Genomic DNA, 14907 nt, shown 5'->3' with positions numbered 1-14907 from the left:
GGCGGGCTCGAGCCCCCCTCAGCCCTCGTAGGACTCCAGCGGCGGGCAGGAGCAGACGAGGTTGCGGTCCCCGTAGGCCCCGTCGATCCGCCGCACCGGCGGCCAGTACTTGTCGGCCGCCGAGACCCCGGCCGGGAAGACCGCTTCCTCCCGGGAGTACGGGCGGTCCCACTCCCCGGTCAGCGACGCCGCCGTGTGCGGGGCGTTCCGCAGCGGATTGTCCTCCTTGGCCCACTCGCCGGAGCCGACCTTCTCGATCTCGGCCCGGATGGCGATCATCGCCTGGCAGAACCGGTCCAGCTCCGCCAGGTCCTCGCTCTCGGTCGGCTCGATCATCAGCGTCCCGGCGACCGGGAACGACATCGTCGGCGCGTGGAAGCCGTAGTCGATCAGGCGCTTGGCCACATCGTCCACGGTCACGCCGGTGGCCTTCGTCAGCGGACGCAGATCCACGATGCACTCATGCGCCACCAGGCCGCCGGGGCCGGTGTAGAGCACCGGGTAGTGCGGCTCGAGGCGCTTGGCGACGTAGTTGGCGCCGAGCACCGCGACCTGGGTCGCGCGGCGCAGCCCCTCGGCGCCCATCAGCCGAATGTACGCCCAGGAGATCGGCAGGATCCCCGCGGAGCCCCACGGCGCGGCCGAGACCGGGCCCACGCCGGTGGCCGGGCCGGCGGCGGGCTGCAGCGGATGGTTGGGGAGGTAGGGCGCCAGGTGCTCGCGCACCGCGATCGGGCCGACACCGGGGCCGCCGCCGCCGTGCGGGATGCAGAAGGTCTTGTGCAGGTTCAGATGCGAGACATCGCCGCCGAACCGGCCCGGCTCGGCGAGCCCGACCAGCGCGTTGAGGTTGGCGCCGTCCACGTAGACCTGGCCGCCCGCGTCGTGCACGGTCGCGCAGATCTCGGTGATGTGCTCCTCGAACACCCCATGGGTGGAGGGATAGGTGACCATCAGGACGGCCAGCTGGTCGCCGTACTGCTCGATCTTGGCGTGCAGGTCGTCGGTGTCCACCTCGCCGTCCTGGCCGGTCTTGACCACGACGACCTTCATGCCGGCCATCACGGCGCTGGCGGCGTTGGTGCCGTGCGCGGAGGACGGGATCAGGCAGACGGTGCGCTGGGTGTCCCCGCCTGCCCGGTGGTAGGCGCGCACCGCCAAGAGCCCGGCGAGCTCGCCCTGGGACCCGGCGTTCGGCTGCAGCGAGACCTTGTCATAGCCGGTGACCTCGGCCAGCCGCTCCTCCAGCTCACGGATCAGGGTCAGATAGCCCTGGGCCTGCTCGGCCGGTGCGAAGGGGTGCAGCGCGCCGAACTCGGGCCAGGTGACCGGCTCCATCTCGGTGGTCGCGTTGAGCTTCATGGTGCAGGAGCCGAGCGGGATCATGCCCCGGTCCAGGGCGTAGTCCCGGTCGGCCAGGCGCCGCAGATAGCGCAGCATCGCGGTCTCGGAACGGTGCTGGTGGAAGACCGGGTGGGCCAGATAGCCGTCCTGGCGCAGCAGGGCCGTGGGCAGCGCGTCCGGCGCCGAGGCGTCCAGCTCGTCGATCCCCGGGATCCCGGAGGCGTCGCCGTTGCCGCCGTCCGCCCCGAAGGCGGACCATACGGCGGCGAGCTGCGCGCGGCCGGTGGTCTCGTCGCAGGCGATGCCGACGTGGTCGGCGTCGGTCAGCCGGAGGTTGACCCCGGCCTCGCGGGCCGCGGCGACGACCTCGGCGGCCCGGCCCGGCACCCGCGCGGTGAGGGTGTCGAAGAACGCGCCGTGCACCACCTCGACGCCACCGGCCCGCAGCCCCTCGGCGAGCACGGAGGCATAGCGGTGGGTGCGGCGGGCGATCGCCGCGAGCCCGTCCGGGCCGTGGTAGACGGCGTACATCCCGGCCATCACGGCCAGCAGCACCTGAGCCGTGCAGATGTTGCTGGTGGCCTTCTCCCGGCGGATGTGCTGCTCACGGGTCTGCAGCGCCAGCCGGTACGCCTTGTCGCCGTCGGCGTCCACCGAGACCCCGACCAGACGGCCGGGGAGGTTGCGGGCGTAGGCGTCGCGCACCGCCATGAAACCGGCGTGCGGCCCGCCGAAGCCCATCGGGACGCCGAACCGCTGGCTGCTGCCCACCGCGATGTCCGCGCCCAGCTCACCGGGCGAGGTGAGCAGGGTGAGCGCGAGCAGATCGGCGGCGACGGTGACGACGGCGCCCAGCTCATGGGCGCGCTCGATGACCGGGCGCGGATCGCGCACCACACCGGAGGCGCCCGGGTACTGCAGCAGCACACCGAAGACCCCGCGCTCGGCGATCTCGGCCGGGATGCCCTCGGCCAGGTCGGCGACGACGACCTCGACACCGGTCGGTTCGGCGCGGGTCCGTATGACCGCGATGGTCTGCGGCAGACACTCGGCGTCGATCAGGAAGACGCCCTCCTTGACCTTGCCGACGCGCCGCGACAGCGCCATCGCCTCGGCGGCCGCGGTGGCCTCGTCCAGCAGCGAGGAACCGGCCGTGGGCAGCCCGGTCAGATCGGCGACGACGGTCTGGAAGTTCAGCAGCGCCTCGAGCCGGCCCTGGGAGATCTCCGGCTGGTAGGGCGTGTACGCGGTGTACCAGGCGGGGTTCTCCAGCACATTGCGCAGGATCACCGGCGGGGTGTGGGTGCCGTAGTAGCCGAGGCCGATCATCGACGGCAGCACCTGGTTGCGGTCGGCGAGCGCGCGCAGCTCGGCGAGGACCTCCGGCTCGCTGCGGGCCGGGGGCAGGGCGTCCAGCGCCTCGGTGCTCTTGATGACGTCCGGTACGGCGGCCTCGGTCAGCTCGTCCAGCGAGCCGAAGCCGACCTGGGCGAGCATCTTGGCCTGTGCCTCGCCGTCCGGACCGATGTGGCGCTGCTCGAACGGAGTACCAGATTCCAAGTCGGAGAGTGCGATGCGATTGGCGGTCATCTGCGGGGGCCTCCTGGTCTGTGACGACCTACGAGGGGCACCGCGACTCGGGTGCCCGGACGGCCTCCCCCTCTGTCATCTCAACCTGAGAGCTTCACCGGCCCGCATACCGCCTGACCGGCTTTCACCGTCGGTGAGGAGGGGTTCCGGAGCTCTGCTCGCCCGTGGCCCACCCTGCTTTCCAGAGTGACCTCACCCGCACGGTACGTGTGCCTGAGAGATTCCGGGGAGGGTTTGCTCCTTCGGCGCCTCCGACAGCGTCGGCGGAGGACTCTCCCGCACGGGGTCTGCAGCCACAGTCAGCGTACCAGCGGTTCTGCCACGGGGGACGGTCGCGGGCGTTCGAGTGGCCGAGCGCGGCGATGTGGCTTTTTGTAGGTAGCAATGGGCACTTGCCACGTGCTTGTCATCTGTTTGCCACCTGTGGGAGAGAGCGTGCAGACCGATATCGACCCGCGGACCCTGATCGGCCGCAAGGCATTCGACCGCGAGGGCGCCAAGATCGGCACCGTGGACGAGGTCTATCTCGACGACGCGACCGGCGAGCCCGAATGGGCGGCGGTACGCACCGGGCTGTTCAGCCGGGACGTCTTCGTACCGCTCGAACCGAGCGAGGTCGTCGGCGACACCCTGCGGGTGCCGTACGACCGATCCCTGATCAAGGACGCCCCGGACTTCGGGGTAGGCCGCCATCTCTCCCCCGAGCAGGAGCTTCAGCTCTACCACCACTACGGCTTGGACGTCACGGGCTGACCCCGCCCCCGGCCGGGCCCGTGCTCGGACCGGCCACCGGGCTCCGGGGCCTGCCCGTCCCGGCCCTCGGCCTCCTCTGGGGCCGGGCCTATGTCCTCACCCGGGTGTGGGGCCGAGATCCCCTCCGGGGCCGGGTCCGCGGTCTCCTCCGGAGCCAGGCCCACGACCGCCTCCCGGTCCGCCTCGGGGTCCGGAGCCTCATCCGGGGCCTCTCCCGGGGCCGAGTCGGCGACTGCCTCCGGGGCCGGATCCGGACCATCGGGCTCTTCCGAGTCCGACTCCGCGTCCGGGCGCAGCAGCGGTAGGGGGTCGGCAGGCTGTAGCGCCGGGTCGTCCACGGGGAACGTCCGTACTCGGCCCGGTGGCGACCATGGTTCCTCGAAGCGCACGGTCACCCGGCCCACCCCGCTCCCCTGCACCCAGCCCGCCCCGTACTCGGCGTGCCGGACATCCGAGCCCGGGAGCCAGCGCCGCGGCTTCTCAGCGTCCCCAGACGGCCCTCCCGCGCCCTCTCCGACGGGCTCCGGTCTCTCGGGGCCCGGCGGACGCCCGGCGCCCGCCAGGGCCTCGTGAGCGGCTTGAGCGACCGGAGCGGTCTGGGCCGCTTGCGCGGCCTGTGCGGCCTGTGCGGCCTGAGCGAAGAGATCCTCCTGCGTGTAGTCCGCCAGACCGCTGACGCCGACCCCCAGCAGTCGCACACCCGCCGTGGTGTCCACCCCGTCGATCAGCCGCGCCGCGGCCTCCCGCACCACCGCCGGATCGTCGGTCGGCCCGCGCAGGGTCTCCGAACGGGTGAGCGTGGAGAAGTCGTACCGCCGCACCTTGATCACGACCGTCCGCCCCGAGCGGCCCGCCTCGCGCAGCCGCCGCACACAGCGGTCGGCGAGCCGCGCGATCTCCAACTGCACCCGGGTGCGGTCGGTGAGGTCGACGTCGAAGGTGTCCTCCACCGAGATCGACTTGGCGTCCCGCTCGGCGACGACGGGCCGCTCGTCCCGGCCCTCGGCCATCAGGAACAGCGACGCGCCGTGGGCCCGGCCCAGCAGCCGCACCAGCTCGGCCTCGCCCGCCTCCCGCGTCTCGGCCACGGTGTGGATCCCGGCCCGGCGCAGCGCCTCCGCCGTGGCCGGGCCGACCCCCGGGAGCGTCCGCACCGGCATGGGGCCGAGCAGATCGCGCTCCGTCCCGGGCTCGATGACCACCAGGCCATCCGGCTTGGCCTGCTCCGAACCAATCTTGGCGAGCATCTTGGATCCGGCGAGCCCCACCGATCCGGTCAGCCCGGTGACCGCCCGGATATCGGCCCGCAGCCGCTCCGCCACGGCGCGCGCCGCGTCCACGGTGGGCTCGGTGCCGCCCGCCTCCAGATCGACGAACGCCTCGTCCAGGCTCAGCGGCTCCACCAGGGGCGACAGCGTGTGCAGCAGGGCCATGACCGCGTCGCTCACCTTGCGGTAGAGGGCGAAGCGGGGGATGAGGAACGCCGCGTTCGCACACAGGCGGCGGGCCTGGGCCATCGCCATGGCCGAGTGCACCCCGAAGACCCGGGCCTCGTAGGAGGCCGTGGCCACCACGCCACGCGGCCCCAGGCCCCCTACGATCACCGGCTTTCCGCGCAGGCTGGGCTTGGCCGCCTGCTCCGCCGAGGCGTAGAAGGCGTCCATGTCCAGATGGAGAATCGTCGGCGCACCCCTCACACCTCCGATGCTGCCGCACACCACTGACAATGGGGCGGCACGACGGCCGGGGGCGGGCCCGGGGCGCCGTTCGGTTCACCACCGGGGCGCCCGACAGAAGGGCTGGTGCTAACCCGCCCGATTGCGGCGTGCCGCGAGCTCGTCGGTCGGATTGGGCCGGATCAGCGTCTCGCCGGTGTCCACCCGCTCGCCGTGCAGCTGGGACAGCGCGCTCTCCACATCCCGCCAGACGACGCCCACGGCGATGCCGAAGACGCCCTGGCCGCCCTGAAGGAGGTCCACGACCTCATCGGGCGAGGTGCACTCGTAGACGGTCGCGCCGTCGCTCATGAGCGTCATCTGGGCCAGGTCCTCGAGCTCCCGGGCACGCAGGTGTGCCACCGCCGCCCGGATGTTCTGGAGCGACACACCGGTGTCCAGCAGCCGCTTCACGATCTTGAGGACGACCACGTCCCGGAAGCTGTAGAGCCGCTGGCTGCCCGAGCCGTACGCCGGCCGGACGCTCGGCTCCACCAGCCCGGTGCGAGCCCAGTAGTCCAGCTGGCGATAGGTGATGCCCGCGGCCGCACACGCCGTGGGTCCGCGGTATCCGATCCGCTCCGTCCCCCCCGCGGCGGGCTCACGCGGCGGTGCGGCCTGTGCCGCGACCCGAGCCTTCAATGCCGGATCGGCCGATGCGCTCCCCTGGAGCGCGTACGGACCTCCGGCCGCCGTGCCGTCGCCGGTGCTTCTCACGCCGACCTCCGTCCTCGACCTGCCACCTTGAAGGTAGGCAGTCACCCGGGGTGCGTCAACGATCGCCACACTCGGCACGCCGAGTGATAATCACCCTAAGGGTGGTTTCCCGTGTCCCTCGTCCGGGAAAGGCTACTCGAATGCGCGAGCGAGGACCGGCATACGGTTCACTGGCTGCTGGTTCCGAAGTCCTCGGGCGAGATCTGGTCGAGGAACTCGCGGAACTTCTCCACCTCGTCCTCCTGCTCGTCCGGGATCGCGATACCGGCGTCGTCCAGCACGCCGTCACTGCCGTAGATCGGCGTTCCGGTGCGCAGCGCGAGCGCTATGGCGTCGGACGGCCGAGCGCTGACCTCCACGCCGCTGGCGAAGACCAGCTCCGCGTAGAAGACCCCCTCGCGCAGATCCGTGATCCGGACCTCCGTGAGCTGCTGGCCGACCGCTTCGAGTACATCTTTGAAAAGGTCATGGGTCAGCGGGCGCGCCGGAGCCATGCCCTGCTGAGCGAAGGCGATCGCGGTCGCCTCACCTGGTCCGATCCAGATGGGGAGGTAGCGGTCGCCTCCCACTTCACGCAGGAGCACGATCGGTTGGTTGGAGGGCATTTCCACCCGGACACCCACGACGTCGAGCTCGTTCACACAGCAACCCTAGGACGTGCCCGGCCGGTTTGGATAGTCGGGGCCCGGTCGGTCACCGCTCCTGGACCCTCAGAGCCGACCGCACCAGCGCCGCGTGCAGCTGTACGGAGAGCGTGGCGAGCTCCCGCACACTGGCCTCCGCATGCGCTCTGGTCTGCGGGTTTCTATGCAACCGCAGCGGAGCGACCACCTGCTCGACCATTCCGGCCTCGCGCTCGGCGGAAGCTTTCATGATGCGCAGGTGACGTGGTTCCAGGCCGAAACGACCGAGCTCGGCGATGAGCCGGGCGACGGTCACCGCCTCGATGTCGTACCCGCCGGCCGCGGTCGGCGCGAGCAGCCCGTACGACTCCCATTCGGCCAGCTCCGCCTCGCTGACCTCGACCGTTGCCAGCAGCTCGGCACGGCCGACCCGGGCGGCCGTGGGGCCGTCCGGCGCCGCTTCGGCGCCGCCGTCGAGCAGCCCGGACTGCCGCGCTCCCTGCGAAACGGCAGGAAGCTGCAACGGTTCGCCCCGCTCCAGGGCGTCCAGATGCTCCCGGATGACCTTGAGCGGCAGGTAGTGGTCACGCTGCATCCGGAGGATATGGCCGAGCCGCTCCACATCCTGCTGGCTGAATTTGCGGTAGCCGGACGGCGTCCGCCGCGGCTCCACCAGCCCCTCCGACTCCAAGAAGCGGATCTTGGAGATGGTGACCTCGGGGAACTCGTCCCGCAACAGGTTCAGCACGGTGCCGATGCTCATCGACCGGCTGCCCGTGGGGGCGGTGCCGGTATCGGCACCGCCCGACGGTGTCTGAAGCATGGACCTCCCCTGACGGGTCAGATGCCGACGCCCCGCTGGCTCGGGTAGAAGACCAGCCGGTACTTACCGATCTGCACCTCGTCCCCACTGGTCAGGACCACTGCCGCGTCGATCTGCTCCCGGTTGAGATACGTCCCGTTGAGGCTGCCGACGTCCGCGACGGTGAAGCTGCCGTCCTGGCCGCGCCGGAACTCCACATGGCGGCGGGAGACCGTCACATCGTCCAGGAAGATGTCGCTCTGCGGGTGACGGCCCGCCGTGGTGACATCACTGTCCAGCAGGAAGCGGCTGCCGGAATTCGGCCCGCGGCGGACCACCAGCAGCGCCGACCCCAGGGGCAGCGCCTCGACGGCGGCCTGCGCCTCCGGGCTGAGCGACGGCAGCGGCGTCTGCCCGGTCACCTCGGAGTCGTACGCCTCGAGACCCGAGATCGAAATGGTGGAGGTGGTCTCCGAGGCACGCTCGGAGGGCGCGCCGCCGCGCAGCGGGGCGCCGCAATTGGAGCAGAACCGGCTGGCCTCCGCGTTCCGGTGGCCACACCGCTGACAGACCGGCAAGCCGAACCCTCCACCACTGCGAGAGGCCGATGGGTCCTCGAAACCTATGGGCCCGGCCGCGGAGGGGTCAACAGACGCGCCCTGCCCGCCGACCTGGTCACGGAAGAGCGGGCGCTCCTCGGTTCCCCCTCCGCTCTCCTCCGCGGCACGCGAGGCGCGGTGGCGAGCGGTGCTGCTGCCGCCATCCTGGCGGGCACTCTTACCGAACAACTTCCCGAACAACTTCACGGGCGATTCCCCTTGACTGAAACAGACCCGCCCGTGGGGCAGGACAAACCCTCGATGCACACACCAGACGGTCCGGACATCCTCACAACGTCCGTGACCACCAGACAGTTTCCATCACGCGCGGATCTTCCGGTGCGTTGACCCCCCGCGTCCACATGGTCTCCCCGAGAGACCCTCATTTCGAACCGCCTCACCGTGATGACGACCGAGCGTAGTCAGGCCGCTTCGCCGATCGCAAGGCATCCACAACGATCTTCTTATCCCGCCGCACGGACACAGTGGCCTGCTCCTTCTCCAGGCTCTGCACCACCCCGCCCGGGATGTTCAGGGCCGGCTCCAGATCCTCCGGCTTGCCGATCACCTTCACAACATACGGTCGCGTGACTTTCCGTCCATCGATCCGGATCGCACCACCGCTGTCCGAGAAGTAGGTGCCGGCGACCACGCGCACCTTGCCGATCTGGATCGCCTCGGCGCCCGCCGCGCGCAGCTCCTGGACCGTGTCGAGCAGCATGTCCGACTCCACGGAGCCCCGGGAGTCGTCGATGGTGATCGTGATACCAGGACCCTGTGCTGCCACCGTACCGGCGAGCACGCCCAGCTGCTGCTCCTTCTGGAGCGTCTGCTTCCGGGCCTCCTCGGCCTGGTCCGAGCTGTTCTCCAGCTCGGTGCGCTGGTTCTCCAGCCGGCGCTTCTCGTCCTGGAGCCGCTGGGTGCGGGAGTCCAGCTCGTCGAGGATCCGGACCAGGTCCTCCTGCCGGGCGCCGCGCAGCACGCTGTTCTCGTTGGTCGAACGCACCTGGATGGCGAGGCCCAGGCCGAGGCCGAAGAGCAGCAGGGCGACGATCAGCTGCGCACGGGTGAGCCGCGGCGGCCATACGCCCTTCACCAGCCGCTGGCGGCCGGTCAGGGCGTCCTCCGGCCCCTGATCGGCCCCGGGGCTCCCAGGGCCGGAGGCGGGCCCGGGGGCGGGCCCCACACGCTCTCCGGGGCCGCTCCGGGATCCGCCGGTGGACCTGGGGCCCTCGGCACGTGTCCCGGGCGTGTCCGCCGTGACGGACCGGCCCTGGGCCTGCGGCGGCAGGGCCTCGGGCAGCACGGCCTTGGGCAGGGGCTTCCTCAGAGCGAGGTCCTTGAAGCCGCCCGGCGGGGGCGTGGGGGGCCTGCCCGGCCGCTCCGCGGGCGCGTCACGGCGCTCGGGCCTCCGGGCCGGCGACGGGGTGGCCGGGCGCGGCGGCCCGGCCGCCGACGGCCGCTTGGGCTCGGCACGCTTGGGCTCGGCCCGCTCGCGGGGCTCCCCGGGGCGCGCGGGCTGCTCGGGCGTCTCCGGCCGACGGGGCGGTTCGGGCGACCGCCGGGGCTGCTCAGCGGCCTTCTCGGGTGTTTCGGCCCGCGCCGCTCGTCCGTCCTTCGCCGGCTGCTCGGCCTTCGCGTCCCTCTCGGCCGGCTCCGGCGTGTCGGCCGACTGGCGCGGTGTGTCGGCGGACTGTCGCGGCGTATCGGCCGACTGCTGTCGCGGCGCGCCGACGGACCGACGCGGCGTGTCGGCCGGCTTTCGTGGCGTGTCGGCCTGCCGTCGGTTTTCGGCCGACTGTGCCCTCTCGGGCTTCTCCGGGGTGTCGTCGGTCGTCATCGGCCTCACGCCCGGAACACATGGCGGCGGATCGCGGCCGCGTTGGAGAAGATCCGGATACCGAGCACGACCACGACTCCCGTCGACAGTTGGGCACCGACGCCCAGCTTGTCACCGAGGAAGACGATCAGTGCGGCCACCACCACATTGGACAGGAACGATACGACGAAGACCTTGTCGTCGAAGATCCCGTCCAGCATCGCCCGGAAGCCCCCGAAGACCGCGTCGAGTGCCGCCACGACGGCGATCGGCAGATAGGGCTCGACCACCGTCGGCACCACGGGTCGGACCACAAGTCCCACCACGACTCCCACGATGAGCCCCAATACGGCGATCACGATGTGCCCTTCCCTGTGTCGGCGTCACCCTTGCCGGAGCCACCGGCTATCGGTTCCGCGGTGCGTACGATCAGGCTCGGCGCGGCCGGAAGCCGGAGCGAGTCCTGGGCGGAAATGCTCGTACGGATGTCATAGTTCTGCTGCAGCACATGCAGGTACTGTCCGTCCGCACTGTTCTGGAAAGCGGTGCTCAGCCGCTGCCCGTCCCCCACCGCGAGCACCGTATACGGCGGCGCCAGCGGCTTGTTGTCGACCAGTATGGCGTCTCCCGCGGCCCTGATCGCCGAGAGCGCCGTCAGCCGCTGCCCATTGATCGAGACAGCCTCCGCGCCCGACTCCCACAGGCCGTTGACGACGCGCTGCATGTCGTGGTCGCGCACCCGGCCGGTGTCGGAGAAGTCGGCGCTCTCCCGTGGTCCCCCGCCGCTGCTCGCCGCGTCCTTGGCGTCGTCGACCACCAGCTTCACCCCGGGGCCCGTCACCTCGTTGGCCCCCGAGAGCAGCGCCACCAGATCGGCCTTGGCCCCGCCGTGCTTCTCCAGTGCCTGCCGCTGCTTCTCCCCGACCTCGCCGCGGAGCTTGTCCACGCTCCTGGCGAGCTTGTCCGCGTTCGAGTTCCCCGTCTCGATGCGGTCGATCAGCTCTCCCCGCTCCTTGGCCAGCGTCGGCGCCGATATCCGCGCCTCGGCGGCGCCGATGGTGATGACGACCGCGACCAGGACGAGACCGAAGGCCAGCCCCAATTTGGCCCGCACCGTGCGCGGCAGGCCCGAGCGACCGGTCTCCCCGCGCCGCGCGGCGGCCTCGGCGTAGCCGTCGTCGAGGCTGTGGTCCATCACATTGGTCAGCAGCGACATGGACGCGTCGAGGCGCGGGCGCGGGCGCGGCGATGCTGTGCTCCGAACGGGGGGCTGCTGCGACATGCCGCACATCGTCGCACGTGGCGGCCGCCGCCACCGAATGGCCCCTCCGGCGTGCCGGATCCGGGACCTCGGGACGGCGGCCCCACGCGCTCAGACGTGCTCGGGCGGCCCCGGGATCAGCGCCCCGCGCTGTCCACGACGCTGGACCACTCGTCCAGCAGGGCCTGCGCGGACGCGTCGTCCGGGCCCTCCGCCCACAGATGGGTGACCGCCTCGGCCGGGTCGGGCAGCACCATGACCCACCGCCCGTCGGTCTCCACGACCCGCACCCCGTCGGTGGTGTCCACGGAACGGTCCCCCGCGGCCTCCACCACATGCCGCATGACCAGGCCCTTGACCGCCCAGGGGGTGGCCAGATCGCGCCGCTGGACATGCGCCCGCGGAATCCGCGCATCGATCTGACTCAGCGTCAGCTGAGTGCGCGCCACCAGGCCGATCAGCCGGACGAAGGCGGCCGTGCCGTCGAAGACGCTGCTGAACTCGGGGATGATGAACCCACCGCGCCCGTCGCCTCCGAAGATGGTCGACTCCGACCGGGCGACCCGGGTCAGATCGTCCGCCGCGGTGGTCGTCCACTCCACCTGTGTGCCGTGGTACGCCGCCACCTGCTCGGCGATACGGGTCGTGGTCACCGGAAGCGCCACCCGTCCGCTCCGCCGCTCCGCGGCCACCAGGTCGAGCATCACCAGCAGCGCCCGGTCGTCCTCCACGATGCGGCCGCGCTCGTCGACGAGCGAGAAGCGCTCACCGACCGGGTCGAACCGCACTCCGAACGCGGCACGCGCCGAGGCGACGATCTCGCCGAGCCGGGCCAGCCCCGACCGGCGGGCGTCGGCGGTCTCCGTCGGACGCGACTCGTCCAAGCCCGGGTTGATGGTCAGCGCGTCCACCCCGAGCCGGCCCAGCAGGCTGGGGAGCACCAGCCCGGCGCTGCCGTTGGCGGCGTCCACGACGACCTTCAGGCCGGACTCGGCGATGCCGCTGATGTCCACGGCGCGCAGCAGCGAGCCCGTGTACGAGTCGAAGACGCTCGACGGGAAGCTGAGGTCACCGATCTCGCCCGGGAACGCCCTGCGGTACTCCTGGCGGGCGTACACCCGGTCCAGCTTCCGCTGACCGCCCGCGGAGAGATCGGCGCCCCGCTCGTCGAAGAACATGATGTCGACCGAGTCGGGCACCCCGGGCGAGGTCCGGATCATGAAGCCGCCGGCGCTGCCGCGCGCGGTCTGCTGCCGGGCCACCGGCAGCGGCACGTTCTCCAGGTCCCGCACGTCGATGGCGCTGGTCTGCAGGGCGGAGATCATCGCCCGCTTGAGCGCCCGCGCGCCCCTGGAGTGGTCACGCGCCGTGGTGACGGTGGAGCCCTTCTTGAGCGTCGTGGCGTACGCCCCGGCGAGCCGCACCGCGAGCTCCGGGGTGATCTCCACATTGAGGATGCCGGAGACGCCGCGGGCGCCGAACAGATGGGCCTGCCCCCGGGACTCCCAGATCACCGAGGTGTTGACGAACGCGCCCGCCTCGATGGTCTTGAACGGATAGACCCGGACATTGCCCTGGACGATCGATTCCTCGCCGATCAGGCACTCATCGCCGATGACGGCGCCGTCCTCGATCCGGGCGGCGCGCATGATGTCGGTGTTCTTGCCGATGACACAGCCGCGCAGATTGCTCTGCTGGCCGACATACACGTTGTCGTGCACCACCGCCTTGTGGAGGAAGGCGCCGCTCTTCACCACGACATTGGAGCCGACGACGGTGTGCTCACGGATCTCGGCACCGGCCTCCACCTTGGCGTAGTCGCCGATGTAGAGCGGACCGCGGAGCACGGCCTCCGGATGCACATCCGCCCCTTCGGCGACCCATACGCCGGGCGAGATCTCGAATCCGTCGAGCTCGACATCGACCTTGCCCTCGAGAACGTCCGCCTGGGCCTTCACATAGCTCTCATGGGTGCCGACGTCCTCCCAGTAGCCCTCGGCGACATAGCCGAAGATGGGCTTGCCTTCCTTCATCAGCTGGGGAAAGACATCTCCGGACCAGTCGACCGGAACATCGGGATCGACATAGTCGAAGACTTCCGGCTCCATGACATAGATGCCGGTGTTGACCGTATCGGAGAAGACCTGGCCCCAGGTGGGCTTCTCCAGAAAGCGCTCGACCTTTCCACCCTCGTCGACGATGGTGATACCGAACTCGAGCGGATTGGGAACGCGCGTCAAGCAGACGGTGACAAGGGCGCCCTTTTCCTTATGGAAATTGATCAGATCCGTGAGGTCGAAATCCGTCAGGGCATCACCCGAGATCACAAGGAAGGTGTCGTCCTTGAGCGCCTCCTCCGCGTTCTTGACGCTTCCGGCGGTGCCGAGTGGCTTCTCCTCATTCGCGTACGTGAGCTCCATGTCGAGCTCCTCGCCGTCACCGAAGTAGTTCTTGACGAGGGAGGCGAGGAACTGGACTGTCACCACGGTCTCGCTGAGACCATGCCGCTTGAGCAGCCGCAGCACATGCTCCATGATCGGCCGGTTGGCCACGGGCAGCAGCGGTTTGGGCATGGTCGAGGTCATCGGGCGCAGACGAGTCCCCTCGCCCCCTGCCATCACGACGGCCTTCATATCGGAAGCGTCCTCCTTGAAGAGACGACGGTCATGCCGACCGCGCACGCCCGATGGCCCTCACACCTAAAAGCGCTACGGGCCCCGGCCTCTATGGACGCCGCTACGGCGAGCTCAGTCGGCCGCGGTGTCCGCCCTGACGAGTCGGCGGACCTGAACCACGTAGAGGACTCCTGCCCACCAATAGAGTGTTGTACCCCATCCGGCGAACGCCCATCCGAAAATAGCGGCGGTCGTGTGAAGCCAGCCACTTCCCTCACTCAGAAGGAGCAACGGGAAGGCATACATCAGGTTGAAGGTGGCCGCCTTGCCGAGGAAGTTCACCTGGGGCGGCGGATAGCCATGGCGCCGGAGGATGCCCACCATCACCAGCAGGACCAACTCGCGCGCGAGAAGGACCGCGGTGAGCCAGAGGGGCAGGATCTCGCGCCAGGTGAGACCGACAAGAGTCGACAGTATGTAGAGGCGGTCGGCCGCCGGGTCGAGAAGCCGGCCGAGACTGCTGATCTGGTTCCAGCGACGGGCCAGCTTCCCGTCGAGATAGTCGCTGACACCGCTGAGCGCCAGTACCAGCAGCGCCCAGCCATCGCTGTTGGGCCCGCCGAACTCGGGCCGGAGGATCAGCCACAGGAAAAGCGGCACGCCGACGAGGCGCGCAGCGCTGAGGATGTTCGGGATGGTGAGCACACGGTCCGTCTGAACGCGTGTCTCCTGTACCTCCACCCGGGAGCCTCCCGTGAGAAACAGGCCGATGATGCCCCATGACTCTACCGGTAGGCCCGCACAGGCCCCGCACCGGGGCGTAGTGGACATGGGCACGAAAAAGACCCCGAGGGGAATGAATTTCCCATCGGGGTCTTTAGAAGAATTGTTCGGCGGCGTCCTACTCTCCCACAGGGTCCCCCCTGCAGTACCATCGGCGCTGAAAGGCTTAGCTTCCGGGTTCGGAATGTAACCGGGCGTTTCCCTAACGCTATGACCACCGAAACACTATGAAACAAACACCGGACACAACCCATACACATGGGGGTCAGACGGTTCATTGCTTCAG

Annotated in this window: 12 protein-coding genes, 1 rRNA gene and 2 riboswitches; of the genes, 1 reads left to right on the top strand and 12 read right to left on the bottom strand. The window is 70.3% G+C overall.

The window, feature by feature from the left end:
* Window positions 1–18 precede the first annotated feature (18 nt).
* Window positions 19–2934, bottom strand: coding sequence for an aminomethyl-transferring glycine dehydrogenase (gene gcvP, locus ACZ6TD_RS40660; protein ID WP_471346224.1), 2916 nt, complete (start codon window positions 2932–2934; stop codon window positions 19–21).
* 65 nt (window positions 2935–2999) lie between these two features.
* Window positions 3000–3124, bottom strand: a riboswitch (glycine riboswitch).
* A 1-nt stretch (window position 3125) separates the two neighbouring features.
* A riboswitch (glycine riboswitch) is annotated at window positions 3126–3223 on the bottom strand.
* 146 nt (window positions 3224–3369) lie between these two features.
* Here gcvP and ACZ6TD_RS40655 point away from each other — a divergent pair.
* Entirely contained in the window at window positions 3370–3687 is a 318-nt protein-coding gene (locus ACZ6TD_RS40655) for a PRC-barrel domain-containing protein (protein ID WP_020873604.1), read from the top strand.
* Here the strand turns inward: ACZ6TD_RS40655 and ACZ6TD_RS40650 are convergent.
* From ACZ6TD_RS40650 to rrf, 11 genes are all read right to left on the bottom strand, one after another.
* Window positions 3663–5384, bottom strand: a complete 1722-nt coding sequence (locus ACZ6TD_RS40650) for a DNA polymerase IV (RefSeq protein WP_471346222.1) — start codon at window positions 5382–5384, stop codon at window positions 3663–3665. The two genes, ACZ6TD_RS40655 and ACZ6TD_RS40650, sit on opposite strands and share 25 nt — an antisense overlap.
* 108 nt (window positions 5385–5492) lie before the next feature.
* Window positions 5493–6119, bottom strand: coding sequence for a MerR family transcriptional regulator (locus ACZ6TD_RS40645; RefSeq protein ID WP_471346220.1), 627 nt, complete (start codon window positions 6117–6119; stop codon window positions 5493–5495).
* 167 nt (window positions 6120–6286) lie between these two features.
* Window positions 6287–6760: a bifunctional nuclease family protein gene (locus ACZ6TD_RS40640; RefSeq protein WP_014058684.1), complete on the bottom strand. Its 474-nt coding sequence runs from the start codon at window positions 6758–6760 to the stop codon at window positions 6287–6289.
* A 52-nt stretch (window positions 6761–6812) separates the two neighbouring features.
* The gene (gene ftsR / locus ACZ6TD_RS40635) at window positions 6813–7565 is read right to left on the bottom strand and encodes a transcriptional regulator FtsR (protein ID WP_471346218.1); all 753 of its coding nucleotides are present in this window, start codon (window positions 7563–7565) and stop codon (window positions 6813–6815) included.
* Between the two features lie 17 nt (window positions 7566–7582).
* On the bottom strand, window positions 7583–8410 hold the full coding sequence (locus tag ACZ6TD_RS40630; protein WP_471346216.1) for an FHA domain-containing protein: 828 nt from the start codon (window positions 8408–8410) through the stop codon (window positions 7583–7585).
* A gap of 130 nt (window positions 8411–8540) precedes the next feature.
* On the bottom strand, window positions 8541–9329 hold the full coding sequence (locus ACZ6TD_RS40625) for a DUF881 domain-containing protein (protein WP_471358489.1): 789 nt from the start codon (window positions 9327–9329) through the stop codon (window positions 8541–8543).
* Window positions 9330–9988: 659 nt separating this feature from the next.
* Complete coding sequence (locus ACZ6TD_RS40620; protein ID WP_014058688.1) at window positions 9989–10321, bottom strand: small basic family protein; 333 nt, start codon at window positions 10319–10321, stop codon at window positions 9989–9991.
* Window positions 10318–11244 carry a DUF881 domain-containing protein gene (locus ACZ6TD_RS40615; protein ID WP_413099402.1) on the bottom strand — a complete coding sequence of 309 codons (927 nt, stop codon included), beginning with the start codon at window positions 11242–11244 and terminating at the stop codon, window positions 10318–10320. Before ACZ6TD_RS40615 ends, ACZ6TD_RS40620 begins: the two co-directional genes overlap by 4 nt.
* 116 nt (window positions 11245–11360) lie before the next feature.
* Window positions 11361–13856: a mannose-1-phosphate guanyltransferase gene (locus ACZ6TD_RS40610; protein WP_037964941.1), complete on the bottom strand. Its 2496-nt coding sequence runs from the start codon at window positions 13854–13856 to the stop codon at window positions 11361–11363.
* Window positions 13857–13970: 114 nt separating this feature from the next.
* On the bottom strand, window positions 13971–14579 hold the full coding sequence (locus ACZ6TD_RS40605) for a CDP-alcohol phosphatidyltransferase family protein (RefSeq protein WP_137976679.1): 609 nt from the start codon (window positions 14577–14579) through the stop codon (window positions 13971–13973).
* Window positions 14580–14726: 147 nt separating this feature from the next.
* Window positions 14727–14843: ribosomal RNA gene (gene rrf, locus ACZ6TD_RS40600) — 5S ribosomal RNA — on the bottom strand.
* Between the last annotated feature and the right edge of the window lie 64 nt (window positions 14844–14907).

This window comes from Streptomyces yongxingensis (genome assembly GCF_055597465.1).
Note: the sequence above shows the minus strand (reverse complement) of the source record. Positions and strands in the feature narration are given on the sequence as shown.

Excerpts from the sequence above, each read along its gene's own strand:
- ACZ6TD_RS40615 (WP_413099402.1), bottom strand. The coding sequence starts at position 11,244 with ATGTCGCAGCAGCCCCCCGTTCGGAGCACAGCATCGCCGCGCCCGCGC.
- ACZ6TD_RS40610 (WP_037964941.1), bottom strand. The coding sequence starts at position 13,856 with ATGAAGGCCGTCGTGATGGCAGGGGGCGAGGGGACTCGTCTGCGCCCG.
- ftsR (WP_471346218.1), bottom strand. The coding sequence starts at position 7,565 with ATGCTTCAGACACCGTCGGGCGGTGCCGATACCGGCACCGCCCCCACG.
- gcvP (WP_471346224.1), bottom strand. The coding sequence starts at position 2,934 with ATGACCGCCAATCGCATCGCACTCTCCGACTTGGAATCTGGTACTCCG.